This is a genomic window from uncultured Holdemanella sp., assembly GCF_934772795.1.
In the GTDB taxonomy this organism is placed as follows: domain Bacteria; phylum Bacillota_I; class Bacilli_A; order Erysipelotrichales; family Erysipelotrichaceae; genus Holdemanella.
The window spans coordinates 1-23,669 of record NZ_CAKVMR010000034.1 but is presented as its reverse complement, the minus strand read 5'-3'; the positions used below and the strand labels follow the sequence as shown (position 1 = coordinate 23,669).

Below are 23,669 nucleotides of genomic sequence, written 5' to 3'. Positions count from 1 at the left end.
AGAGCATTAGATGAAATGTTTGAAGAATCCACAAACAAAGGAATCCAGATGGGTATCAAGCAGGGTTTTGAACAAGGAATTGAGCAAGGAATAGTACAAGGGATTGAACTAAATCGATTTGAAGTATATCAAACTATGTTAGACAAGGGTTTCAGTATTAAAACAATCGCATCGATCTTCTCAGTAAGTGAAGAATCGATTGAAAAGCTATTGATGAAAGCTTAGTGATAGGGTACGAATATTCGTATCCTTATTTTTGTTTTATTTTTTAGCACTCAGTTGTTGACGGTGCTAAAAATTGTGATATACTAATAGCAGACAAGGAAAATGAGTGCTAGAAGGAGGTCTTCACAATGGAAATCACACAACGTCAAAAGATAATCTTTAAAACAATAGTTGAAGAGTTTACCCGTTGTGCAGAACCTGTTGGTTCGAAGACTTTGATGGAACTTCTAGATTTCCCGGTTTCATCAGCGACCATCCGTAATGAGATGGCGACACTTGAAAAGTTGGGATTACTAGAGAAGACACATACTTCGAGTGGTCGTATTCCGAGTCAAAAAGGTTACAGGTACTATGTTGAACATCTTATGGAAGCGGATTTGGATGCTTCTACAAAGAATGCTTTACAGCAAGTCTTTAGTGAAAGGCATTATTCGTTAGAAGAAGTTGTTCAAAAAAGCTGTGATATTTTGTCACATATGACAAATTTGACCAGTGTTGTTTTAGGACCTGATAGCAGGCATCAGACTTTACAGCATGTACAGTTGATTCCAATCAACAATCAGAGTGCTGTTGCGATCATTGTCACAGATCAAGGACATACAGAAAATAAAGTGTTCCAGTTTGGTACAGATGTTTCTATGCAAGACATTCAAAATTGTACAGATTTATTAAATGACCAATTGGTGGGAACGCCAATTGAAAATGTCGTTGATAAAATGAAAGAAATTGAACCAATGATGGCAGCGAAACTTGTTCGACATGAAGTTTTGTTTGAAGCGTTCGTTTCAGCCTTTATGCGATTTGCGACAGAGAAAGTTGCAGTTTCTGGACGAAGCAATATGTTGTATCAGCCAGAATTCAGTGACATCAATAAGTTGAAACAAATGATGCGTATATTGGAAAATGGAAACTTATTCCACCAATGGACGGATCAAGAGGGAAATGTAGCAATCCAGATTGGTGAAAGAAACGAGTTGTTGCAAATTGGAGATTGTTCAGTATTAACGACAAAATTCCATTATAACAGCGATGAGGAAGGACAATTAATGGTTGTTGGTCCAAATCGAATGCAATATTCCAAGGTCGTAGCCTTGATGGATTATATGTCAAATGTCATCGAAGACGTCTTTGGGACAGACAAAAATAAGGGAGGTGCCAACGATGAGCAAAGAAGAAAATAAAGAAGTGAAAGAAGAAGTAAAAGAAGAAACAAAAGAAGAAGTTGTTGAAGAGGCAGCTGAAGAAAAGAAGGAACCAAGTTCAGACGAAATCATTGAAGGTTTGAAGGCGGAACTAGACAAGGCAAAAAATGATGTAGCACGTGCTTATGCAGATACAGAAAACATGAAGAAACGTCTACAGAAAGATGCAGATGCAACTCGAAAATATCGCTTCCAACAGCCAGCAACGGAAATCTTGCCAATTCTTGATTCAATGGAAATGGCTTTGAAAGTACAAACCGAGGATGAAACAATTAAGAATTATGTCAAGGGTTTTGAGATGATTCATAAGCAATTGAAAGGTGTGCTGGAAAAAGAAGGCGTACAGGAAATAGATGCAGCCGATAAACCATTCGACCACAATACAATGCAGGCTTTGATGCAAGAGAAAAAAGAAGGCGTTGAAAGTGGAATGGTTCTTGAAGTATTACAAAAAGGATATATGTTGAAGGATCGTATTTTACGACCAGCATTAGTAAAAGTAAGCGAATAAGGGAGGTAATTATCATGAGTAAAATTATTGGTATTGACTTAGGTACAACAAATAGCTGTGTTGCGGTTATGGAAGGTAAAGATAGTAAAGTAATTCCTAACCCAGAAGGAAATCGTACAACACCAAGTGTTGTTGCGTTCAAAGATGGAGAACGTATTATTGGTGATGCTGCAAAACGTCAGGCAGTCACAAATAAAAACACAATTAGTTCAATTAAGCGTTTGATGGGAACAAATGAAAAAGTAGATGCTGAAGGAAAATCATATACACCACAAGAAATTAGTGCAATGATCCTTCAATACTTGAAATCATATGCAGAAGATTACTTAGGAGAAAAAGTAACAAAGGCTGTTATTACAGTTCCTGCATACTTCAACGATGCTCAGCGTCAAGCAACTAAAGATGCTGGTAAAATTGCCGGATTAGAAGTAGAACGTATTATCAACGAACCAACAGCTGCAGCATTGGCTTATGGTATTGATAAAACAGATAAAGAAGAAAAAGTATTGATCTATGACTTAGGTGGAGGAACTTTCGATGTTAGTGTCCTTGACTTAGCAGACGGAACATTCGAAGTATTATCAACAAACGGAGACACTCACTTAGGTGGTGATGACTTCGATAACGTATTAGTAAACTGGATGGTTGATACATTCAAGAAAGACAACGCAATTGACTTGTCACAAGATCCAATGGCTATGCAACGTTTAAAAGAAGCTGCTGAAAAAGCTAAGAAAGATTTAAGTGGTGTAATGCAGACACAAATCAGTTTACCATTTATCTCAGCAGGTCCTGCTGGTCCATTGCACTTTGATGCAACATTAACTCGTGCTAAATTCGATGATATGACTAAACATTTAGTTGAACGTACATTAATTCCAATTGAAAATGCATTAAGAGATGCTAAATTGTCTAAATCTGATATCGATGAAGTATTATTAGTTGGTGGATCTACTCGTATTCCAGCTGTTCAAGAAGCAGTACGTAGAGCATTAGGAAAAGATCCTAACCACTCTGTTAACCCAGACGAAGCTGTAGCTATGGGTGCTGCTATCCAAGGTGGAGTTATCTCTGGTGATGTTAACGACGTATTATTACTAGATGTTACACCATTGTCATTAGGTATCGAAACTATGGGTGGAGTTATGACAGTATTGATCCCTCGTAACACTACAATCCCAACAAGTAAATCACAGATCTTCTCAACAGCTGCAGATAACCAACCAGCTGTAGACATCCGTGTATTACAAGGTGAACGTCCAATGGCTAACGACAACAAAGAATTAGGTAACTTCCAATTAAACGGAATTGCACCTGCTCGTCGTGGAGTTCCTCAAATCGAAGTTAAATTCGACATTGATGCCAACGGTATCGTACACGTAAGTGCTACAGATAAGGGTACTGGTAAAGAACAACACATCACAATTCAAAACTCTAGTGGATTGAGTGATGAAGAAATCGATCGTATGGTTCGTGAAGCTGAAGATAACAAGGCTGAAGATGAAAAACGTAAAGAAGAAATTGATTTACGTAACAAAGCTGAAGGCTTCATTGCACAAATCGATGGAATGTTAGAAGACAATAAAGATAAGATTGATCCAAAACAAGCTGAAGAAACTAAGAAATTGCGTGACGATCTACAAAAATCTTTAGATGAAAATAACATGGAAGAAGTTAAGGCTAAATTAGACATGCTTGAAAAAGCAGCAATGCAAGCTGGACAAGCAATGTATAACCAACCAAATGGTGATGCAGCTTCACAATCAACACAAACTCACTCAGGTGATGATGTAGTTGACGGTGAATTCACTGAGAAGTAAAATAAATAAGCAACATTTGAAGTTCTAGCTCGGCTAGAACTTCTTCGTATCGTATGGAGGGATTCACATGGCAGAAAAACGTGACTATTATGAAGTACTTGGTGTCAGCAAAAGTGCTACACCAGATGAAATTAAAAAGGCCTATCGAAAATTGGCCATGAAATATCACCCCGATCGAAATCATGAACCTGGAGCTGAAGATAAGTTCAAGGAAATCAATGAAGCTTACGAAGTATTAAGCGATGAGAAAAAGCGTGCTACATATGACCAGTTTGGTCATGCAGGTATGGATGGAGCCTTTGGACAAGGTGGTGGATTCTCTGGAGGATTCACAGATTTTGGTGATTTAGGAGACATCTTCGGTTCGTTCTTTGGTGGAGGATTTGGCGGTGGAGGATCTCGCCGTTCAAGTAACCAGCCTCGCCAAGGACAAGACCGTTACATGCAGATGCGCATTGATTTCATGGATTCCATTTTTGGTAAAACAGAAACGATTTCATTGGACGTGGATGAAACATGTAAACACTGTAACGGATCTGGAGCCGAAAGCCCAAGTGATGTGCAGACATGTCCTACATGCCATGGTTCTGGATATGTTATGTCTCAACAAAGAACACCATTTGGTGTGATTCAGCAACAAAGCGTATGTCCAGATTGTCATGGTACAGGTAAGAAAGTTACACGTGCATGCTCGCATTGTCATGGAAAAGGATATGAACATCGTCGTGTAAAACTAGATATTAAAATTCCAGCAGGAATTCAATCTGGTCAACAGATTCGTATTCCAGGAAAAGGTGAAAGAGGAACAAATGGAGGACCAAATGGCGATTTATACATCGAAATTATGGTTACACCACATCCTACTTTCAAACGTGAAGACAACAATATCTTCATTAAAGTTCCAATCAGTTCAATTGATGCGACAATTGGATGTACGATCCAAGTACCAACCGTGTATGGTGATGTTGAATTAAAGATTCCTGAAGGAACACAGCCAAACACTAAATTCCGTTTAAAAGGAAAAGGTGTAAAAGCACGTTCAGGACAAGGGGATGAATTTGTAGAAGTACAGGTTGAAATTCCACGTAAAGTATCTCGCAGAGAAAGAGAACTATATGAAGAATTAAAATCTGGACAATCTGAATCTCCTTTTGAAAGATTTAAAAGAGCGTTTAAGTAAACGAAAAGAGCAGTTTATTGCTGCTCTTTCTTTTTTTTCATCTTGTCTGAATCTAAGAAGAACATTGTGAATGTAGCACGAGAAAGAAGTACATTTTCGTCATTAAAGATAAATACCTCATATACTCCAGTTGTTCTTCCACTTGAAATCTCTTGGGCAATCCCAATCAATTTGCCACCACGACCAGGCTTAATATAATTAATTGTACCCGTAAGTGTAACACTATCTCTTCCTGTCGCAAAGCTTGCTGCTCCAGCTACAGTGTCAGCCAAAGAGAATAATGCTCCACCATGGACAAAGCCATGTATATTTAAAATCTGTTCATCAATAATCATTTCTACTTTCGCAAAACCATGGCGAACTTCTGTTACACGCATGTCATTGCTTTGCAGGAATTGACTTGAACTATTGAGACGATCCATTAAAGCCTGCATATTTTCTTCCATAAACAACCTCCAACAATGCTTTTATTATAGCATGAAATGATGCTATAATGCTTATTGTACTTAAGAAGGAGAATGATTTATGGATTCAAATAATATATTTTTTAAGGTCATTGTAGGTATTGTATTAGTTGGATATATGGCCTTTATTTTCTATCAAAGCTTAAAAGGTGGACTTGCCTATAAAAAGGAATTTGAAAACTTCAAAAACTCACACAAACACTATGAAACTATGGTCGATGGTGGATATTGGGTATGGGTCATGATTGCGATGGCGGTTTTAGCCTTCATTTTAATGTTCATGGCACCAGCATTAGCTGCCAATGGACAAACATATTATTACTATTTAGCATATGGATGTATTGGACTTGTATTTTTAGGACTAGCCATTGATTCCTATACACACCGTCGTATTTACTTCACAGAAGAAGGTTTCTTCTTTGAAGATACATATTATCGTTATCGTATGCTTGCGAATTTTGAATTTAAAAATGGTATTGTGGCACGCAACTGCAACGTATTAATGAGTAACCGCGATAAGATCGTAGTCACAAAAAAGATTGGCGAAGCCTTACAGGAAAGACAAAAAGCATTTAAAAAAGCTAAGAAAGAACGTCGCAAATAATGTTGTTTCTTTCAGATTTGGATGGAACATTGATGGATTCAAACGGTGAAATCACAATAGAAGATGTTGAAGCAATCCATCAATGGACACAAAAACATGGCTTTGGCTTTGTGACAGGAAGAGATCGCGCCTTTTGTGTGGCACTTGCCTCTAAATATCAATTGTCCTGTGAATACATGATTACAGATAATGGGGCCAATGCATATTATAAAGATGAGAATGTATATTCTTCCTTGATTGAGTTAAGTGAAGGTATACAAATGTGTAAAGCGATTCTAGAATATAAGGTGGATTTATTCTATACAGATGAATTTGGCAATCGCTATTATCCAATTGCGTGTTATGGTAAAGAACGCCTTCATATTTTTGAAAAGAAACAGCCCGGTTTAGGTCAATTTTCAAATATAGATCTATTCGATTATTTGAATATGCGAGATTTAGGGTTAGCCAAATTAAGTATGTATGTTGAAAAAGATATGGATTTACTTTTAAATGAATTTAAGCAACGTTTTAGTCATTGTGAAGTCATGGCCACTTCAAAGGATTATATTGAAATCACAAGAAAAGGAACAAATAAATGGAAAGCTTTTTGTCATTTACCAATTTCAGATGCGATTTTTATTGGAGATGGAGAAAATGACTTGTGCATATTAAAAAACTTAAAGAATACATATGTGATGGAGCATGCACCTGAATGCTTAAAATCATTTGGTGTGAGTGTAAAAAGTGTGGCAGAAGCCATGAATATAGAAAGCAGGAAAGAAAATGTCTAGAAAAAGAAAAAGAGGGGCAAAGGCAACGGCTGCCTCAATGGTTATGGATACATTGAAAAAAAGAGGGGCAGTGGATGAAAAAACGGCAGTAGATGTAAGTGCATTTAAAAACTTGCCTTATGCCACATCCACAATTAGCTATACAGTTACAAATTTAATAGAAGAAGGCGTTGTTGGTAAAACCGATGATGAAAGATTCTATTATGATGATTTGGGATTTAAAGCTTTAGAAACAAAATTTGTACGTGGATACTCAATGATTTTTATTGTGCCTATTGTCATTGCGATCCTTATCTATGTTCTACAAAAAGTATTATAAAAGAGTGTCGCAGTAATGCGACATTTTCTATAAGGAAAGGAGGATTTGAATGGATAAACCAAAATCATTTGCGTATATTATTTTTTGTTTAGCATTTTGTTTAGCATTTGCGATAGGCAGTAACTACTTGGTCAATACGACAACACAAGCGAATATGATATACAATTCAAATGAGTCACGCAAGATTGGTGCAACATATATGACCTACAATAATACATTCTATTCGGTGGTCAATGAGGAAATATCCAAGATTGTAAAAGAGCATGGAGATCAGCTTATTACTTTAGATCCAGCTATGAGTTTAAAAAAGCAGAAGGAACAAATTCAATACTTAATGGATCAACAAGTCGATGCCCTCGTGATTACACCTGTTGATTATGAGGGATTAAAAGATTCTTTAAAGCTTGCCTATAAAAAACGTATTCCTGTGATTGTGGTGGATACAGAAGTTAAAGATCATAAATATGTAACTTACAGTATTGTCAGTGATAACTATGATGCGGGAGTACAATGTGCTAAAGATATGATGAGTAAGTTGGATCATGCCAATATTGTTCTGCTTCAACATTCGACAACTCAATCTGGTTATTTGCGTATTAAGGGATTTGAAGATACGATTCAATCCAACCCGGATTATACAGTAGTGAAGAGAATGGAATGTGAAGGACAATTAGAAAAAGCCATGCCAAAAATGGAGTCTTTTATTGAGGAAGGAATCGAATTTGATGTAGTGATGTGTTTAAATGATCCAAGCGCAATGGGCGCTATGGCCGCACTTTCATCGAACAATATGTTGGAAGGCAAGTATGTGTATGGCATAGATGGAACGCCTGAGGCAAAAGAAATGGTGTCAGAAGGTAAAATGGCTGCCACTGTAGCACAATCGCCAAAGACATTCGGAAAGAAGGCGGGAGAAGCTATTTATAAGTTGTTTTCGCAAGAAAAAATTAAGAATAAAAATGAAGTGAGTCCTGTGCAGATCATCACAAAAGAGAATGTTCAAGATTATTCTACGGAGGGCTGGCAATGATACAAAATATTAAAAAATATAGTGTGTGGATCGTTTATGTCAGTATGTGGCTCTTTAGTTTTTTTACCGTTTGGTACATCGCCATCGTAATGTATTATACGTTGGTGCATGTTGCACAAAGTGGCTATGCCTCTGATTTTATCAAGAGTATCTCCACACTTTCTGATGTTCCTATTCGTTCCTTTTATGTAGCTGTATTTGGCTTTGTAGGACTGTTCTGTTTTGTGACAATACGCAAAAAAATTAGATTCTTTCATCACCATCAAATGATTCCAATTCTAATTGAACTTGGAATAAGTCTTTTGATCATGAAAAATATATCGTTTAGTACGACATGTATTTTATTTCTGATTATTGCGGATAGCTTACTCTATGTAGATAAACCATTTGATCGTTCAATCTGCATCATACTTGTCTTTCTAGCATATATGCTTTCCAATTATGGGTATTTATCAAATTATATTCCAATGATTTCATTCCAGGAATATTTGTCGGTATATAATTCAAAAACACAAGGCTTGTTGTTGGGAATTGAAGTAACTTTAAGCAATTTAAACATTGTCTTATTTATAGCTTATATATTCTTGTATTTACAGAAACAAATGGATGAAACGCAGAAGTTTGCGGCTTTAAATGCCGAATTGAAACGTTTGAATATTCAATTAAAAGGATATGCGAATTTAAGAGAAAAAATGGGTGAGACCAAAGAAAGAAACCGACTTGCCAGAGAGATTCATGATACATTAGGACATACGTTAACGGGATTAAGTGTCGGTCTTGAAGCTTGTAGGGTGATGATTGATAAGGATGTCAATGTTACTAAAGCACAGCTAGGCATTTTGGAAGAGAGCGCAAAACGCGGTTTAACCGATGTTAGACGTTCAGTGGATAAATTAAAGCCAGATGCATTAGAACGTTATTCTTTAAAAGAAGCATTGGATATGATGATCATGGATTATCAGAAATTGACGGATGTGACCATTCTTTATTTATGTCATTTACCTTTGGTAAATTTGAATGCGGATGAAGAAGAAATCGTATATCGCGTTGTTCAAGAAGGAATGACTAATTCGGTAAGGCATGGGCATGCGACAAAAATTTATGTTTCGATTGCGCAGGCAGACAATAATTTGATTATAATTATAGAAGATAATGGTCAAGGTTGTAAGGATGTTAAACCAGGATTTGGCATTCATCATTTGACGGAACGTATTAATTTACTACAAGGAAGAATACGTTATTATGGGGATAAAGGTTTTGAATTGATTGTAGAAATACCAATGAGAAGAGGAGAATAGAATGGTTAAAATCATGATTGCGGATGATCAGCAGCTCATTCGAGAAAGTTTAAAGATCATCTTAGATTCGGATCCGGATTTTGAAGTAGTAAAAGTGGTTGGCAGTGGACAAGAAGTATTGGACACATTAGAAACAGAAAGTATAGATATTATCTTGATGGATGTGCGTATGCCAAATATGAGTGGTGTAGACTGCACGCGTTTGGTAAAAAAGAAGTATCCAAATATAAAAGTCATAATATTAACGACTTTTGATGATGATGAATATATTTATGATGCATTAAAATATGGCGCAAGTGGATATCTTTTGAAAGGATGTTCTCTAGAGGAATTGAGTTTGGCAATTCATAATGTTTTATCTGGCGGAGCTTGTTTTAATCCAAATGTGGCTGGTAAAGTGACACAGTTCTTTTCTAGAATGGCAAATTCGAATGGGGAATTTAATTTTGAACATGGAGAAGATGAACATATCGATTTGAGTGATACCGAATGTAAGATCATTGCCCAAATAGGTCATGGTTATTCAAATAAGGAGATTGCACAAAAACTAGGATTTAGTGAAGGAACGATTCGTAACTATTTAAGTGTGATTTTGGATAAACTCGATTTAAGAGATCGTACACAATTGGCTATTTGGTATTTGTCTAGAGGAAATAAATAGATGGTAAGAAAAAGATTGAAAATTATTTTAACTACCATATTGGTGTGTTGTTTGGCAGGAACCTTTTATTATACGCAAAAACCAGTTGTTCTAACGATTGGCGTATTTGCGGGTAGCAACTGGAATGTGCCTAGTCCAGAAAGTGGCAAGATCATTGATGATGTGATCAAACGGTTTGAAAAAAAACATCCGAATGTCCAAGTGAAATATGTGAGTGGTATCTTGAAGGATGACTACTCGGCTTGGATTTCAAAAGAAGCATTGGACGGAAAACTTCCCGATGTCTTTATGGTGTTGAGTGATGATCTTTCGACATATGCCAAAGTAGGTATGTTAGAACCGTTAGATACTTATATGTTGACGGACTCTGAATTTGATCAAAATCGCTATTTTTCAACGACACTGAGTGCAGGTAATATTTATGATCAGCAGTATGCCCTTCCTTATGAGAGTTCACCAACTTTGATGTTCGTGAATAAAACGTTACTAGAAGAGAATGGCATTGAAATACCGAATATCAATTGGACATGGGATGATTTCTATGCGATTTGCGAGAAATTGACTGTGGACACAGATGGTGATGGAGAAATCGACCAATTTGGGGAGTATGGCTATACTTGGGAAAATGCCCTAAGTTCTAATGGACAGGCTTTGTTTGATGAGAAAAGCATGAAGAGTACTTTGCACAATGATGATGTGTATTCGGCCATTGAATTTGTACGAAAGCTAAATCGTTTAAATCGTGGGAATAATGTCACAAGTGAATTGTTTGATAAGGGTAAGGTTGCCTTTTGTCCTATGATGTTTAGTGAGTATAGAACATATAAGCCATATCCATGGAGTGTTAAGAAATATTCGAATTTTGAATGGGAATGTTTGCCGATGCCAGCAGGTCCTAATGGCTATAATGCTTCGCAAATGGATAGCTTGCTTTGTGGTATCAGTAAGATGTCCTCGAATAAAAAGATGGCATGGGAATTTTTAAAGTTACTTTGTTACGACGAAACAACCCAAGAGAGTTTATTTAAGTATTCGCAGGGTGTATCGGTATTGAAGAATGTTTCAACATCAAAAAATGTGACAAAGTACATTCAGGAAGATGCGCCATTGGATTCAAGTTATAATTTGGATTTTTTTGATGATATGATGGAGCGTGCAATCACAATTAAAAAGGTGGATGGTTATGATCAATTGTATTCGATGGCGGATAGTGAAATTCGAAGACTGATTGATACGAATGAAGATATTGAGGCGTCTTTACAGAAGTTAAATGATGAATTGAATATATTATTAGAGAAACAGTAATGCTGTTTCTTTTTAAATGACATTTGTCACTTAAAAGTGGTGACATATGAAAATTGAAAAGGTTTTCATTCGGGTTATAATGAATGTGTATTCTATGTGATACTCATGTTTGAAAGTCGCAAAAATATGTGAAATTGTGTGTAAAAATGCTTGAAAACGCTAACATGTTTATTATAAAATGTGAGTAAGTAAGAAATGCGGAGGAAAAAATAATGAAATATGTAGTTATGGTAAGCCATGGCGAATTTGCCCCAGGATTACACAGTGCCGTTAAAATGATGACGGGAGATCGCGAAGATGTATTGTCTACAAGCTTAAAGGACGGAATGAGCGCAGATGAATTTGCATCTAACTTTGCTGAATTGATCAAAGATTTCAAAGAAGATGATCAAGTTATTTTATTAGCTGATATTTTGAGTGGTTCTCCATTTACAAATGCATTGAATGTTTTGGATCAAAGAGGATTACTACAAAACACATTGGTTATTGCAGGTATGAATATGCCACTTGCAATCACAGCTGTATTGATGAAAGATAATTTCGATAATGTACAAGATTTAAAAGATACATTATTAAGTGAAGGTCGTACAGGATTGACTGATTTTACAGTTGCTTCTGATGATGACGACGAAGATCTATAGGATTTGGCTATAACGCATATAGCGAAGGCATAAACAGAATAAAGGAGGACATATAATGATTAGTTTTATTCGTGTTGACGATCGTATTATCCACGGTCAGATTGTTACAAGATGGTCTAAAGAATACCCTTGTGATGGAATTATCGCAGTTAACGACAAGGCTGCTACTACTCCTGTATTGACACAGTCATTCAAGGCTAGTACAGACAAGAAAGTATTTGTTTGGACAAAAGAACACTGGAGAGAAAAAGCAGAAACAGTTAAGAATTCTAATAAAAAATATTTCTTAATCACTAAAAACCCAGTGGATATGAAAGAATTGTTAGTAGACGATGGATTCGTACCTAACGATGTTAAAACAGTAGTTATTGGACCATGTAATGATCGTCCAGGAGCTACAAAATTAGGTCAAAACCAGTCAATTACTCAAGAAGAAGCAGATGCTTGTGAAGCATTGACAAACGCTGGTTATACAGTATTGTTTGCGTTATTAAAAGAAACAGCAATCGGTACTTGGGACAAATTTAGATCTAAATTTGGTTACTAATAGTGGGAATAGTAAACAAATTAAGATAAATAGAGAGAAAAAAAGGAGAGATTTATAATGAGTTGGTTACAAGCAATTTTAATCGGACTTATGAGTTGTACAGCAGCAAGTACTATCGCTTGTTTAGGTACAACAGTAGGTAACTACACGTTGAACCGTCCATTAGTTGCATCATTATTCGTAGGTTTGATCCTAGGTGATGTATCTGGATGTATTCAAATTGGTATTCCAATGCAGGTAATGTGGATCGCATTGGTTACACCTGGTGGAACAGTCGCATCTGACTTACGTGCCGTAAGTTACATCGGTATTCCATTGGCTTATGTTGGAGCAAAAGCAGCAGGTATGGATTTTGGAGGAACTGAAGCACAAGGTTTAGCTTCTAGTATCTCAGCCATGACTGGTGTTATCGGTATTACTTTATTCTACGGAACAGCTATGATGAACCTTATTTGGCAACACTGGGGCTGGGCTCAATTGGATAAAGGAAACTTGGATTGCTTAGGAAAAGTTGATGTTGTTCTCCCACTAATTTCACACTTTGTATTATCATTCTTGCCAGTTACTTTACTTTGCTACTATGGATCTGGAGCCGTAGCTGAATTGTTCCAGAGCTTAAATACTGAAGTATGGTATGTAAAAGCTATCTTATCAGTAGGATCAGTACTTCCTGCAGTAGGTATTGGTATCTTGTTAAAATCAGTAGTATCTAAGACTTCTGACTTGATTTACTTCATGTTCGGATTTGCTTTAGCTGCTTCTATGGGATTAACATTAATTGCTGCTACAGTTGTTGGTGGTGTATTCGCATTGATTAACTACCAAATGACAATGATGAAAGCTACAGGTGCTGTTGGTGGTGCTTCTGTAGATTACGATGATGAGGAGGACATTTAATTATGAAAAAGATTTCTAAGAAAACATTAAATAGTTCTTTCTGGCGTTGGTGGTATGGAAACTTAACATGTTTCTCACACGAACACATGCAGACATTTGGTTACATGTGGTCAATGCTTCCAATTATCAAAGAATTATATCCTTCTCACGAAGAACAATGTGAAAAAATGACTACTTACTACCCATTCTTCAATACTGAACCTCAGATTGGATCTATCGTAGTTGGTATTACAGCTGGTTTGGAAGAAGCTCGTGCAAACGGAGCTGAAGGAATCGATGATGAAATGATCAACGGTATCCGTGCAGGTCTAATGGGACCTTTGGCAGGTATTGGTGACTCATTGATCGTTGGTACTTATATTCCTATCTTATTAGGTATCGCATTAGGTTTTGCAGAAGGTGGATCTGTTTTAGGACCATTATTCTATATCATCGTATGGAACTTAACTTCAATTTGGTTCCAAAAATTCGTATACTTCAAAGGTTATGAATTAGGTGGTAGTGCTGTTGAATTGTTAGTTGGAGAAAAAGCAACTGCGTTCCGTGAATCAGTATTGGTTATGGGACAAGTTATCGTTGGTGCGATGGCAGCTTCTTGGGTTTCAATTTCAACTAACTTAGTAATTACACAATCTTATGATGCAGAAACTGGTAAGTTAACAGACGTAACATTAGGATCTAAATTAGATGGAGCATTCCCTAAGATCTTAACAATGTTATTCGTATTGTTTGCTTGGTGGTTGATGGCTAAGAAAAACGTTACTCCAATTAAAGTATTGTTATTGTTCGTAGTTATCGGATTCGTAGGATCTGTTGTAGGATTCTTAGGATAATCACTAAAGACATTTAAAGGCGGGCTTAACTTGTTAGGCCTGTCTTTTTTTCTTATAATATATTTGTAATTTTGAAAAGGAGCGTTCATTATGAGTTTGAGCCGTAAAGAAAGAGATCAGCTTGCAGAAGTGATTCAAAGAGAAAATGAAATGATTATTAAAGTAGGAAGAATGGTCAGAAATGCCTTTGTTCTTACACTTGTATTTGCTGCAGTGACATACTGGGGATGGTCTGGAATGACAGATCCAATGTTTCCAACGATTCCTATGAGTGTTCGTAATGTAGTTAAATGGATTGCCTTAATGGGGTTGATTCTATCGGGTTCATTTACAGTTTTAGGATTTATTTCTCATAGAAATGGGAAAAAGAGCGTATTAAAGAAGATTGATTTGTACGAAGAGAAATAAAAATTTGTATATTTTAGTTTAAATATTTTTAAAAACAACTAAAAACAACAATAAATGTGTAAAATATACACATAATTTCACACAATATAACTATACCTATCACTTTATTCTTTAGTAAGATACTGATGAGCCAAAGATAGTGGCTCACTTCATAATCAAATTCCCTTTCTTAAAACTTTCTTGAGAAGCCCCGCTAAAGGGGCTTTTCATTTGCCTTTTTGAAAGTTGGACATACAAATAGTAGTTGCGATATAATAATATGGATGAAAGAAGTGTAGTTTTTATGGAAGATAAAATACGAATTATAATGTATTCAAGTGCAGATAAAGTGGATGGTCAAGGTGTAGGCAGTGCCTACGAAGAACAGGTTAATCTAATTAAAGAAGGGGCTAGCGATATCTTTGAAGTGGGTATCAATAACTGGATCAAATCGCCAGACATTCAACATTTCCATACGGTGGATCCAACTTTCTATGTGAAGATGCAAAATCATAAGGCAGCTAATATTGCCTATTGTCATTTTTTACCGGATACACTTGAGGGAAGCTTAAAGATTCCAGCACCATTATTGAATGTATTCCGTTCTTATTTGATTCAATTCTATAAGAGTGCGGATCGCTTGGTTGTTGTGAATCCAAGTTTTATTGATGCATTAGTGGCCTATGGTATTGATCGAGAAAGAATTTACTATATTCCTAACTATGTATCCAAGGAAAAATTCTATCGTAAATCGGATGAGGAGTGTGCTTCGATTCGCGAGAAGTATGGTGTAGCCAAAGATGCTTTTGTGGTACTGGGTGCAGGACAAGTACAAACACGTAAGGGTGTACTTGATTTTGTGGATGTTGCCAAACAAATGCCAGACGTACAGTTCGTATGGGCTGGGGGCTTTTCTTTTGGTCGTATTACCGATGGATATGAGGAATTGAAGAAGTTACAGGAAAATCCACCTGAAAACTGTAAATTCTTAGGCATTGTTCCGCGTGAAGAAATGGTGGATCTATATAATATGGCGAACGTGCTTTTTGTACCGAGCTACAATGAATTATTTCCAATGACTATTTTAGAAGCTGTGAACTTACATGTTCCATTGGTGCTTCGTGATTTGGATTTATATAAGGATATCTTATTTGATCGTTATATGCATGCCGATGATAATAATGGTTTTAAAAATTGTCTGTTAGAGTTGAAAAATGATCCAGATGTATATGGGAAGTATCAAAATGAGAGTCGTATATTGAGTGAATTCTATTCTAAGGAACACGTATTGAATATGTGGAGAGAATTCTATTTGAGTGCTTATAAGGATAAACAAGAGGAATTATTAAACAAGAAAAAATAGGGGTTTTTATGAAAAAACAGAAATACGCACTAAATCTGTTACTTATTCTTGCGTTAACGGGGTTTGCCCTGTGGTTTGCCCTAAAGGATAATTTTCATCAGGTCTTAAAGTGCATTTCACAAATGAATCTGTTAAGCCTTGTCATTGTCTTATTGTGGGGTGTTCTTTTTACTGCGGTATGGGGATTTGTGTATTATGTCTTAGGAAGAAAATATACAAAGAACTATACACCTGGTAAAGGAATTCTTGTAGCCTTTATTGGTTCTTTCTTTTCGGGAATTACGCCGAGTAGTACGGGTGGACAGTTTGTTCAGGCCTATATTATGAAGAAGCAGGGAATCAAAGTGAGTGATGGGGCTAGCTTGTTGTGGGCTGATTTCATTATTTATCAGACGACAATGATGATTTATGTTTCGGTTCTGTTTCTTTTGCGTTTTGCGTATTATAGTGCGCAATCCGCATGGTTCAATATTATATTGTTAGGCTATATCATCAATGCGGTGGTTGTTGTAGCGCTATATACGATTGCGTTATTTCCTAGTATTTATATCAAGCTTTCGCGTACTTTAGTTAAGGTATTGTCAAAGTTACATATTTTAAAGAATCCAGAAAAGACATTGGATTCTTGGACTTTACAAGTTACGAGTTTTACTCGTGAAATTAAAGTGCTTGCCAAAGATAAGAAGAGTATCTTTCTTTGTGTATGTATTAATGTGGTGCGTTTATCACTCTATTATTCATTGCCATTTGTGATTGCGCTTGCCTTGCACATTCCACTTGAAATGAATGAATTTGTTGATGTCATGGCCTTATCAAGTTTTGTGACAATGGCCAATAGTTTTATTCCCATTCCTGGGGCAAGTGGTGGTACAGAAGTTGTTTTCTCACTCTTATTTAATAACTTGATGAAGGATCTAACTGGAGCTGTACTTGTTTTGTGGCGTTTTTCTACGTATCACATTGTGCTGATTATAGGTGGAATTTTATTTGTGTTTGTTAAGAATCATTATGAAAGAAAAGAGAGTAAGATCAATTTAGAAGGGATGTAGTATATGCGAATCGGACTATTTACAGATGCATATTTACCGGATATTAATGGGGTTGTTTCAAGTGTGGCAACCCTTAAACACGCTTTAGAAGAGTTGGGTCATACGGTATTTATTATTACGAATCATAAGGGTACAAAGATTGCAGAAGATGAGGATGGTCATATTCTTCGCTTGCCTGGTTTTGAAATCAAGAAGTTTTATGGTTATAAGATGTCGAGTCCACTACAATTTAGTGCGGATGCCTACATTGAAAGAATGGATTTGGATGTGATTCATATTCAAACGGAGGCAGGTGTAGGTATGTTTGGTCGTCAGATGGCCAAGGCTTTGCACATTCCTATTGTGTACACGTATCATACGATGTATGAGGATTATACGCATTATTTTAATCCGCTTGATTTTGATTCGGTTGAAAAATTAGGGAAGAGTGTGATTCGTACTTTTTCTCGTGTCATGGCCAATGGTTCACAGGCAGTTATTGCGCCGAGCGAAAAGACAAAACAGGCACTACTGCAGTATGGTGTCATGGCACCCATCTATATTGTTCCGACAGGTTTGGATCTATCGGAATATGATCGTAAGAATTTAGATGAAAATAGAGTTCAAAGTATTCGTGAAGAGTTGGGCTTTACGCAAGAAGATCATATAGTTGTCTTTGTAGGGCGTATTGCCAAAGAGAAGGCGATTGAGATTCCGATTGAGGCGATCAGTAAGAATGCAGATCCACATTTACATTTAGTCATTGTGGGTGGTGGTACGGATATGGAGTATTACCAGGATTTGGCTAAGAAGTATAATGTTACGGATCGTGTGCATTTTACGGGTAAGATTCCTAAGGAAAATATTGCCTATTATTATGCGGCTTTTGATTGTTTCGTATCGGCGAGTTTATCCGAAACACAAGGCATGACATATATTGAAGCTTTGGCCAGTGGACTATTAGTGTTTGGTCGACGTGATGAAGTGTTGAAGGATTTGGTGGATGAAGGTAAGTCTGGCTATTATTTTGATGATGCCAATGAACTAAGTCAAAAGTGGGATGTTTTCTTTAGTAAATCCAAAGCGGAAAGAGATGCATTAAGAGAATATTGTATTTCTAAAACAGCGCCTTATACAGAGAGTATGTTTGCGCATAAGGCATTGAGTGTTTATAATCAGGCAATCGATGATTATAAACGTGCCTATCATGTAGAGCGTATTCGTATGGTGGATGATTTTGTTCGTCTAACGGTGATGCGTGATTGTGATAAGGAACCAGTGAAAGTGATGATTCCAACGGATGATTTCTTTGACTTAAAGATCACAAAGGATACAATGTTAGATGCATATTTGATTGACAACTATTTGGATATGCAGTTATTCTATAAGGCGTTTGAGTTAATGAAGAAGCGTGTTTTCTCAAATGATTATACGTCGTATCAAATGGTGCAATATGGAAAGAAATATTTGGGTCTAGATGAAGATCAGGCTTTGGATATTGTTCATGAATTTATAGAACGTCATTGGATCGATGATAAGGACTATGCCTTTGATAAGGCACAGGCTTGGCATTCGTATGGTCAGTCTAGATTGCAGATTCGTCAAAAGTTAAAAAGAGCTGGTATTGAGGATGATGTGATTGAGGATGCTTTGGCAAGCTTGGATGTGGAAACAGAGCGTAGTAATGCGATCAAATTGGCTCGTCGTTTAGCGCATTCGCTAAAAGAGCAGTCGAGTCGCATGCAAAGGCAGACATTAGTGAATAAGTTAGTAACGAAGGGATATTCGTTTGAATTAGCGAAACAAGTGTCGGAGTCGATTGAATTGGATGAAAATGATGATGAGGCACTAGAAAGAACGATTGCGAAGGCAAAGCGTTTATATGCGACGTTTGATCAGCCTAAGCGTAATCAGAAGATTCAGACGTATTGTGTTCGTAAAGGATTTAATATATCAGCTATAAAAGAGGTTTTGGAAGGGGAAAGTGAATGAGAATTAATGAGATTACTCAGGAACAAAAAGTAAATATTAAGTGTTTGATTTCAAAGTGTGACAAGGGAAAAACTGTGAAGGATACGCCTTATTTGTCTTTGATTTTAGAGGATGCGACAGGTGTATTGGATGCGAAATTTTGGAATTTAACGAATGAGCAGATTGAGCAGTATAAGGCTGGTCAAATCGTTGAGGTATTTGGAGATTCGATTATTCATCGAAATGCCGTTCAGCTAAGAGTGAGAAAAATGGTGGTCTTAGAAGGCGAAGATATTTCGGATTATGTAAGATTGGCGCCTATGTCTCGTAGTGAAATGGAAGATGAAGTGAAGGCTTTGATGAATGAGATTACAGACTCAAATCTATATTGTGTGGTTGAAGAAGTATTAGAAGAAACGAAGGATTTATTCTATACGTATCCGGCTGCCACAAGGAATCACCATAATTTTGTGGGTGGACTTGCCTATCATTCGATTAGTATGGCTCGTGTAGGACTAGATATTTGTCGCCAATATCCATTCTTGGATAAGGGATTATTGATTGCGGGTATCTTGATGCATGATGTTGGAAAGATTGATGAGTTGAGTGGTCCGGTTCTTCCTGAATATACAAATGAGGGAAACTTATTGGGTCATATCAGTATTATGAATAATCGTTTGGATCGTGTGGCTGAAAAGCTGGGTGTAAATGATAAAGAGAGTGTTTTATTGTTGAAGCATATGGTTTTGGCGCATCATGGAAAGATGGAGTTTGGATCTCCTGTCCTTCCTATGATTCCAGAAGCCGAAGTATTAACATTACTTGATAATCTGGATGCGCGTATGTATATGATGAAGCAGAGTTTGGATACAACGCAGCCAGGTCATTTTGGACCTCGTGTCTTTGCGTTAGAGGGTCGTATGATTTATCATCGAAAAGGAGAAGATGAAGAATGAAAATAGGGTTTGTATCATTGGGGTGCTGTAAAAACTTAGTGGATTCGGAACAGATCATGGGTATGATCAAGAGGGGTGGTCATGAAATTGTGGCTAATCCAAAGGATGCACAGGCTATTATTGTGAATACTTGTGGTTTTATTGAGAGTGCCAAAGAAGAGAGTATCAATACGATTTTCAAGATGGCGCAATATAAAGAGAGAAACTTAGAGAAGTTGATTGTATGTGGTTGTTTAGCTCAAAGATATACGGAAGCATTAAAGGAAGAGATTCCTGAAATTGATGCGGTGATCCCAATTCGTGAATATAACACTTTGGCAAGTCAGCTACAAAAGATCTTGGGTTCAGATACATTATTGGATAAGGCAGAACGTGTGATTACGGGTAATCCTTGGCAGGCTTATGTAAAAATCAGTGATGGTTGTTCGAATCGTTGTGCGTATTGTGCAATTCCTTTGATTCGTGGAGATCAAAAGTCTCGTACGATTGAGGATATCATGGAAGAGGTCAACTATTTGGCGAGTGTTGGAGTTAAGGAATTAACTTTGATTGCGCAAGATACAACGAAGTATGGTTTGGATAATTATGGCGAATTGATGCTTCCTGAATTATTGAGACAAGTATCTAAGGTAGAAGGTTTACATTGGATTCGTGTTCTATATATGTATCCGGATGAAATTGTGGATGATGTGTTGCAGGCCATGAGTGAAAGTGAAAAGATTGTTCCTTATTTTGATATTCCTATGCAGCATGCGAACAATCGTTTGTTGAAATTAATGAATCGTAGAGGTCCTAAGGAGGATGTCTTAAAGGTTGTAGATAAGATTCATACAATGTTTCCTAATGCGACTTTGCGTACAACTATGATTGTTGGTTTCCCTACAGAAACAGAGGAAGAATTTGAAGAACTAGTTGATTTCATTAAGGAAATTAAGTGGGATCGTATGGGTGCTTTCACATATTCGAAGGAAGAGGATACACCAGCATATGATATGGATGGTCAGATTGATGAAGCGGTTCAAAATGAGCGCTTGGCTAGATTGATGGCTGTTCAGGAAGAGATTTCAAAAGAGAAGAACCAGGAAAAGATTGGTAAGGTCATTGAGGTTCTTGTTGAGGAAAAAGAAGGTTTGGTGGATCGTTATCGTGGAAGAAGTGCTGCGGATGCACCGGATGAAGTGGATGGTCAGGTTATCTTCACAAGTGATGAACCATTGGAATTGGGTACTTTTGTGAAGGTGAAGATCACAGATGCCAAATCTTATGATGTTTACGGTACATGTGTAAGCGAATAGTTGGATTGGATCCGATTGTATTTGAGGATTCTAGAATATTGATTGTGGGTTCTATGCCAAGTGTGATTAGTCTAAAGGAACAGATGTATTATGCGAATAAGACCAACCGATTTTGGAAGATATTAGAGGAAATCTTTCAAAAAGAAGATAAGATGGAATTATTAAAAGTATCGCATATTGCACTTTGGGATATTTGTCATTCGTGTATTAGAAAGACGAGTGCGGATAGTGAGATCAAGGATATTGAGCCAAATGATATTCCAAATTTATTGAATACATATAAGAATATTGAGAAGGTTATTTGTAATGGAAGGACAAGCTACAATACGATGAAGAAGTATTTTCCGAATATTCAAACGGTATATTGTCCTTCGACTTCAAGTGCCAATGCGAGGTTTTCGCTAGAACAATTGATTGAAATATATAAGAAGGAGTTTTGTTGATGAATAAATTATATTGGGCAAAAGTAAAGGCGGATGCGAAGGTTCCGCAAAAGCGTTATGAAGATGCAGGGTATGATTTGTATCCATGCTTTGAAGAAGATTACATGGTAATTGAGCCTCATGAAACGAAGTTAGTTCCATTGGGTGTGGCAAGTGCATTTGATCCTGAGTTCGTTATGATTTTAAAAGAGCGTGGTTCTACAGGAACAAAGGGTATTGCGCAAAGAAGTGGTGTCATTGATTCTGGTTATCGTGGTGAATATATGGCTCCGGTCACAAACTTGAATACAAAAAGAGTGGTTATTAAAAAGGCAGATGCAGAATATAGTGAGGATGCGATTATATATCCTTATGAAAAGGCAATTTGTCAGGGTGTTTTATTAAGAATGCCTCAGTTAGAAAGTGAAGAAATTTCATTTGAAGAACTTCAGTCAATGGAGTCGGAAAGAATGGCCGGAAAGTTAGGAAGTTCAGGAAAATAAGTGGGTTTATTGTCATAATGACAATAGGCCTTTTTTTATGCAAAATTTCTTTAAAAAAAAGATGTTTTTCTAATATTATAACCAATCTATAACCTAGGGAAGATTATACTTTACTCAGATAATGAAAGGGTTATATCGATAACTATAATAAAGGAGGACTTAATATGCTAAAGAATTTGAAAAAAGCAGCAGCAATTGTATTATCATTTGCGATGGCCGTTCAGTTTGGCTTAGCAGACTCTTACTATGTAAATGCGGTGGAAGAACCGGTTGAACCTCAACAACAAGAGGAAACAACAACCACTTCACAAGAGCAAGAGGAAGTGCCAACAACTGAAGAAGAAGCTCCTCAACAACAGGAAGAAGAGCAACAGCAACCTGTAGTAGAGGAAGAACAGCCTGCAGCAGAAGAAGCACAACCACAACCGACTGTTGAAAAAGCAGAGGTTAAGGTTTCTTATGTAAAAGAGGATGGTACCGATTTGATGGAATCTGTAACAGCTACTTATGATGTTGGTTACAGATTGGATCAAGATACAAATGTATTCAAAGAAGCTCATGAACAATTTGAGCTTGAATATGCATTTGTGAATGGTAACAAAGAAAACAAGATCACTAAGGATCAAGTTAAAGCTTCTGGTTTAACAGTAACTAGTGATATGACAAGTTTAACTCTTGTTTATAAGAGCACAGCTACTCAAAAAGACAGCAAGGATAAAAAAGTTGAAACAGCGAATTTATCTGGTGAAAAGGAAGATGATTCTGATTCCGATTCTGAAGATAAGAATATATCAGTAGCGAGTGATACAGATACAACTAGAACTATCAAAGTTGGTGAAACAATAACGTTAACTTCAAGAGATGTGGATAAGTATAACTATTATAACCATAACTGGACTGTTGAAGATGGAAGTAAAGTCAAATTAAATAAGACCAGTGGTGTAAGCATTACTGTAAAAGGATTACAGGAAGGAACGACTATTGTTACAGATACATATTCTTGGGGATGGGATCAAGGAACAAAAGAATATACAATTACGGTTAATGCAGCTGTAGTACCAACTAGCATTTCAATCAGTGGAGCTGATACAGTTAAGCAGTTCCAGACTACACAGCTAACAGCAAATTTCACACCAGCAGATGCGGACGGTAAAGTGACTTGGAATTCATCAAATGAAGAAATCTTATCTGTTGATGAGAATGGACTAGTTACAGGAAACCGCCAGGGATCAGCGACTATTACAGCAAGTGTTCAGGGAGCGAATAATAAAACGTTATCTGCAACAAAGACTATTGAGGTTGTGAAGAATGAAAGTCCTTCAGGTAATAATAGACAGCAAGCGTTGGTTTATTATTTAAAGCTCCTCTTTTGCAAATGGGTGGTGAATAGAAATGTGAGCAATTTCGTTAGCCAGACACCTAACAAAAGAAACA

The 23,669-nt window shown here is 36.8% G+C and carries 25 protein-coding genes and 1 pseudogene; 25 read left to right on the top strand and 1 reads right to left on the bottom strand.

The annotated features are described in order from the left end of the window. From Q0F04_RS07400 to dnaJ, 5 genes and pseudogenes are all read left to right on the top strand, one after another. Positions 1-225: pseudogene (locus Q0F04_RS07400) on the top strand (hypothetical protein); the annotation flags it as partial. 128 nt (positions 226-353) lie between these two features. Then, positions 354-1,406, top strand: a complete 1,053-nt coding sequence (gene hrcA, locus Q0F04_RS07395) for a heat-inducible transcriptional repressor HrcA (RefSeq protein WP_117572193.1) — start codon at positions 354-356, stop codon at positions 1,404-1,406. Continuing rightward, positions 1,387-1,938 (top strand): nucleotide exchange factor GrpE, encoded by a 552-nt coding sequence (grpE, locus tag Q0F04_RS07390; RefSeq protein ID WP_295751856.1) that lies wholly within the window; start codon positions 1,387-1,389, stop codon positions 1,936-1,938. Before hrcA ends, grpE begins: the two co-directional genes overlap by 20 nt. Before the next feature lie 14 nt (positions 1,939-1,952). Continuing rightward, the gene (gene dnaK / locus Q0F04_RS07385) at positions 1,953-3,758 is read left to right on the top strand and encodes a molecular chaperone DnaK (protein ID WP_295751853.1); all 1,806 of its coding nucleotides are present in this window, start codon (positions 1,953-1,955) and stop codon (positions 3,756-3,758) included. A 67-nt stretch (positions 3,759-3,825) separates the two neighbouring features. Further along, positions 3,826-4,938, top strand: coding sequence for a molecular chaperone DnaJ (gene dnaJ, locus Q0F04_RS07380; RefSeq protein ID WP_217292961.1), 1,113 nt, complete (start codon positions 3,826-3,828; stop codon positions 4,936-4,938). 14 nt (positions 4,939-4,952) lie between these two features. On the opposite strand, the gene Q0F04_RS07375 is transcribed toward dnaJ, so the two are convergent. Next, a complete protein-coding gene (locus tag Q0F04_RS07375; RefSeq protein ID WP_295751850.1) occupies positions 4,953-5,384 on the bottom strand; it encodes a PaaI family thioesterase in 432 nt (143 codons plus the stop codon). Positions 5,385-5,463: 79 nt separating this feature from the next. Here Q0F04_RS07375 and Q0F04_RS07370 point away from each other — a divergent pair, with 79 nt between their 5' ends. The 20 genes from Q0F04_RS07370 to Q0F04_RS07275 form a co-directional block, all read left to right on the top strand. Continuing rightward, entirely contained in the window at positions 5,464-6,006 is a 543-nt protein-coding gene (locus Q0F04_RS07370) for a hypothetical protein (RefSeq protein WP_117572198.1), read from the top strand. After that, positions 6,006-6,779, top strand: a complete 774-nt coding sequence (locus Q0F04_RS07365; RefSeq protein ID WP_295751847.1) for an HAD-IIB family hydrolase — start codon at positions 6,006-6,008, stop codon at positions 6,777-6,779. The genes Q0F04_RS07370 and Q0F04_RS07365 overlap by 1 nt, the downstream gene beginning before the upstream one ends. Next, entirely contained in the window at positions 6,772-7,098 is a 327-nt protein-coding gene (locus tag Q0F04_RS07360; RefSeq protein WP_295751845.1) for a hypothetical protein, read from the top strand. Before Q0F04_RS07365 ends, Q0F04_RS07360 begins: the two co-directional genes overlap by 8 nt. A gap of 49 nt (positions 7,099-7,147) precedes the next feature. Next, positions 7,148-8,128, top strand: a complete 981-nt coding sequence (locus Q0F04_RS07355; RefSeq protein WP_295563920.1) for a sugar ABC transporter substrate-binding protein — start codon at positions 7,148-7,150, stop codon at positions 8,126-8,128. Further along, complete coding sequence (locus tag Q0F04_RS07350; protein WP_295751842.1) at positions 8,125-9,426, top strand: sensor histidine kinase; 1,302 nt, start codon at positions 8,125-8,127, stop codon at positions 9,424-9,426. The genes Q0F04_RS07355 and Q0F04_RS07350 overlap by 4 nt, the downstream gene beginning before the upstream one ends. A gap of 1 nt (position 9,427) precedes the next feature. Further along, positions 9,428-10,087 (top strand): response regulator transcription factor, encoded by a 660-nt coding sequence (locus tag Q0F04_RS07345; RefSeq protein ID WP_295751838.1) that lies wholly within the window; start codon positions 9,428-9,430, stop codon positions 10,085-10,087. Continuing rightward, entirely contained in the window at positions 10,088-11,392 is a 1,305-nt protein-coding gene (locus Q0F04_RS07340) for a sugar ABC transporter substrate-binding protein (RefSeq protein WP_295751835.1), read from the top strand. A 212-nt stretch (positions 11,393-11,604) separates the two neighbouring features. Further along, positions 11,605-12,033, top strand: a complete 429-nt coding sequence (locus Q0F04_RS07335) for a PTS sugar transporter subunit IIA (RefSeq protein ID WP_117572205.1) — start codon at positions 11,605-11,607, stop codon at positions 12,031-12,033. Between the two features lie 55 nt (positions 12,034-12,088). After that, complete coding sequence (locus Q0F04_RS07330; RefSeq protein ID WP_117572206.1) at positions 12,089-12,580, top strand: PTS sugar transporter subunit IIB; 492 nt, start codon at positions 12,089-12,091, stop codon at positions 12,578-12,580. A gap of 57 nt (positions 12,581-12,637) precedes the next feature. Next, the gene (locus tag Q0F04_RS07325) at positions 12,638-13,477 is read left to right on the top strand and encodes a PTS sugar transporter subunit IIC (RefSeq protein WP_117572207.1); all 840 of its coding nucleotides are present in this window, start codon (positions 12,638-12,640) and stop codon (positions 13,475-13,477) included. Between the two features lie 2 nt (positions 13,478-13,479). Then, positions 13,480-14,310 (top strand): PTS system mannose/fructose/sorbose family transporter subunit IID, encoded by an 831-nt coding sequence (locus Q0F04_RS07320; RefSeq protein ID WP_117572208.1) that lies wholly within the window; start codon positions 13,480-13,482, stop codon positions 14,308-14,310. A gap of 90 nt (positions 14,311-14,400) precedes the next feature. Continuing rightward, on the top strand, positions 14,401-14,718 hold the full coding sequence (locus Q0F04_RS07315) for a hypothetical protein (RefSeq protein WP_117572209.1): 318 nt from the start codon (positions 14,401-14,403) through the stop codon (positions 14,716-14,718). A 259-nt stretch (positions 14,719-14,977) separates the two neighbouring features. Then, positions 14,978-16,060 carry a glycosyltransferase family 4 protein gene (locus Q0F04_RS07310; protein WP_295751833.1) on the top strand — a complete coding sequence of 361 codons (1,083 nt, stop codon included), beginning with the start codon at positions 14,978-14,980 and terminating at the stop codon, positions 16,058-16,060. Positions 16,061-16,068: 8 nt separating this feature from the next. After that, positions 16,069-17,109 carry a lysylphosphatidylglycerol synthase transmembrane domain-containing protein gene (locus Q0F04_RS07305; RefSeq protein WP_295751830.1) on the top strand — a complete coding sequence of 347 codons (1,041 nt, stop codon included), beginning with the start codon at positions 16,069-16,071 and terminating at the stop codon, positions 17,107-17,109. 3 nt (positions 17,110-17,112) lie between these two features. Next, positions 17,113-19,080 (top strand): RecX family transcriptional regulator, encoded by a 1,968-nt coding sequence (locus Q0F04_RS07300; protein ID WP_295751827.1) that lies wholly within the window; start codon positions 17,113-17,115, stop codon positions 19,078-19,080. Continuing rightward, entirely contained in the window at positions 19,077-20,015 is a 939-nt protein-coding gene (locus Q0F04_RS07295) for an HD domain-containing protein (protein ID WP_295751824.1), read from the top strand. Before Q0F04_RS07300 ends, Q0F04_RS07295 begins: the two co-directional genes overlap by 4 nt. After that, the gene (rimO, locus tag Q0F04_RS07290) at positions 20,012-21,310 is read left to right on the top strand and encodes a 30S ribosomal protein S12 methylthiotransferase RimO (RefSeq protein ID WP_295751821.1); all 1,299 of its coding nucleotides are present in this window, start codon (positions 20,012-20,014) and stop codon (positions 21,308-21,310) included. Before Q0F04_RS07295 ends, rimO begins: the two co-directional genes overlap by 4 nt. Then, positions 21,295-21,753 (top strand): DNA-deoxyinosine glycosylase, encoded by a 459-nt coding sequence (locus tag Q0F04_RS07285; RefSeq protein ID WP_295751819.1) that lies wholly within the window; start codon positions 21,295-21,297, stop codon positions 21,751-21,753. The genes rimO and Q0F04_RS07285 overlap by 16 nt, the downstream gene beginning before the upstream one ends. Beyond that, positions 21,753-22,235 (top strand): dUTP pyrophosphatase, encoded by a 483-nt coding sequence (locus Q0F04_RS07280; protein WP_295751817.1) that lies wholly within the window; start codon positions 21,753-21,755, stop codon positions 22,233-22,235. Before Q0F04_RS07285 ends, Q0F04_RS07280 begins: the two co-directional genes overlap by 1 nt. A gap of 164 nt (positions 22,236-22,399) precedes the next feature. After that, positions 22,400-23,669 (top strand): Ig-like domain-containing protein (locus Q0F04_RS07275; protein ID WP_295751815.1); only part of this gene is annotated, 1,270 nt, incomplete at its 3' end.

Coding starts and splice junctions, on each gene's coding strand:
- Q0F04_RS07370 (WP_117572198.1), top strand. CDS start 5,464: ATGGATTCAAATAATATATTTTTTAAGGTCATTGTAGGTATTGTATTA.
- Q0F04_RS07325 (WP_117572207.1), top strand. CDS start 12,638: ATGAGTTGGTTACAAGCAATTTTAATCGGACTTATGAGTTGTACAGCA.
- Q0F04_RS07320 (WP_117572208.1), top strand. CDS start 13,480: ATGAAAAAGATTTCTAAGAAAACATTAAATAGTTCTTTCTGGCGTTGG.
- Q0F04_RS07340 (WP_295751835.1), top strand. CDS start 10,088: ATGGTAAGAAAAAGATTGAAAATTATTTTAACTACCATATTGGTGTGT.
- Q0F04_RS07375 (WP_295751850.1), bottom strand. CDS start 5,384: ATGGAAGAAAATATGCAGGCTTTAATGGATCGTCTCAATAGTTCAAGT.
- Q0F04_RS07365 (WP_295751847.1), top strand. CDS start 6,006: ATGTTGTTTCTTTCAGATTTGGATGGAACATTGATGGATTCAAACGGT.
- hrcA (WP_117572193.1), top strand. CDS start 354: ATGGAAATCACACAACGTCAAAAGATAATCTTTAAAACAATAGTTGAA.
- Q0F04_RS07285 (WP_295751819.1), top strand. CDS start 21,295: ATGTGTAAGCGAATAGTTGGATTGGATCCGATTGTATTTGAGGATTCT.
- grpE (WP_295751856.1), top strand. CDS start 1,387: ATGAGCAAAGAAGAAAATAAAGAAGTGAAAGAAGAAGTAAAAGAAGAA.
- Q0F04_RS07315 (WP_117572209.1), top strand. CDS start 14,401: ATGAGTTTGAGCCGTAAAGAAAGAGATCAGCTTGCAGAAGTGATTCAA.
- Q0F04_RS07310 (WP_295751833.1), top strand. CDS start 14,978: ATGGATGAAAGAAGTGTAGTTTTTATGGAAGATAAAATACGAATTATA.
- Q0F04_RS07305 (WP_295751830.1), top strand. CDS start 16,069: ATGAAAAAACAGAAATACGCACTAAATCTGTTACTTATTCTTGCGTTA.
- Q0F04_RS07355 (WP_295563920.1), top strand. CDS start 7,148: ATGGATAAACCAAAATCATTTGCGTATATTATTTTTTGTTTAGCATTT.
- dnaK (WP_295751853.1), top strand. CDS start 1,953: ATGAGTAAAATTATTGGTATTGACTTAGGTACAACAAATAGCTGTGTT.
- Q0F04_RS07350 (WP_295751842.1), top strand. CDS start 8,125: ATGATACAAAATATTAAAAAATATAGTGTGTGGATCGTTTATGTCAGT.
- Q0F04_RS07345 (WP_295751838.1), top strand. CDS start 9,428: ATGGTTAAAATCATGATTGCGGATGATCAGCAGCTCATTCGAGAAAGT.
- Q0F04_RS07280 (WP_295751817.1), top strand. CDS start 21,753: ATGAATAAATTATATTGGGCAAAAGTAAAGGCGGATGCGAAGGTTCCG.
- Q0F04_RS07360 (WP_295751845.1), top strand. CDS start 6,772: ATGTCTAGAAAAAGAAAAAGAGGGGCAAAGGCAACGGCTGCCTCAATG.
- Q0F04_RS07330 (WP_117572206.1), top strand. CDS start 12,089: ATGATTAGTTTTATTCGTGTTGACGATCGTATTATCCACGGTCAGATT.
- Q0F04_RS07300 (WP_295751827.1), top strand. CDS start 17,113: ATGCGAATCGGACTATTTACAGATGCATATTTACCGGATATTAATGGG.
- Q0F04_RS07335 (WP_117572205.1), top strand. CDS start 11,605: ATGAAATATGTAGTTATGGTAAGCCATGGCGAATTTGCCCCAGGATTA.
- dnaJ (WP_217292961.1), top strand. CDS start 3,826: ATGGCAGAAAAACGTGACTATTATGAAGTACTTGGTGTCAGCAAAAGT.
- Q0F04_RS07295 (WP_295751824.1), top strand. CDS start 19,077: ATGAGAATTAATGAGATTACTCAGGAACAAAAAGTAAATATTAAGTGT.
- rimO (WP_295751821.1), top strand. CDS start 20,012: ATGAAAATAGGGTTTGTATCATTGGGGTGCTGTAAAAACTTAGTGGAT.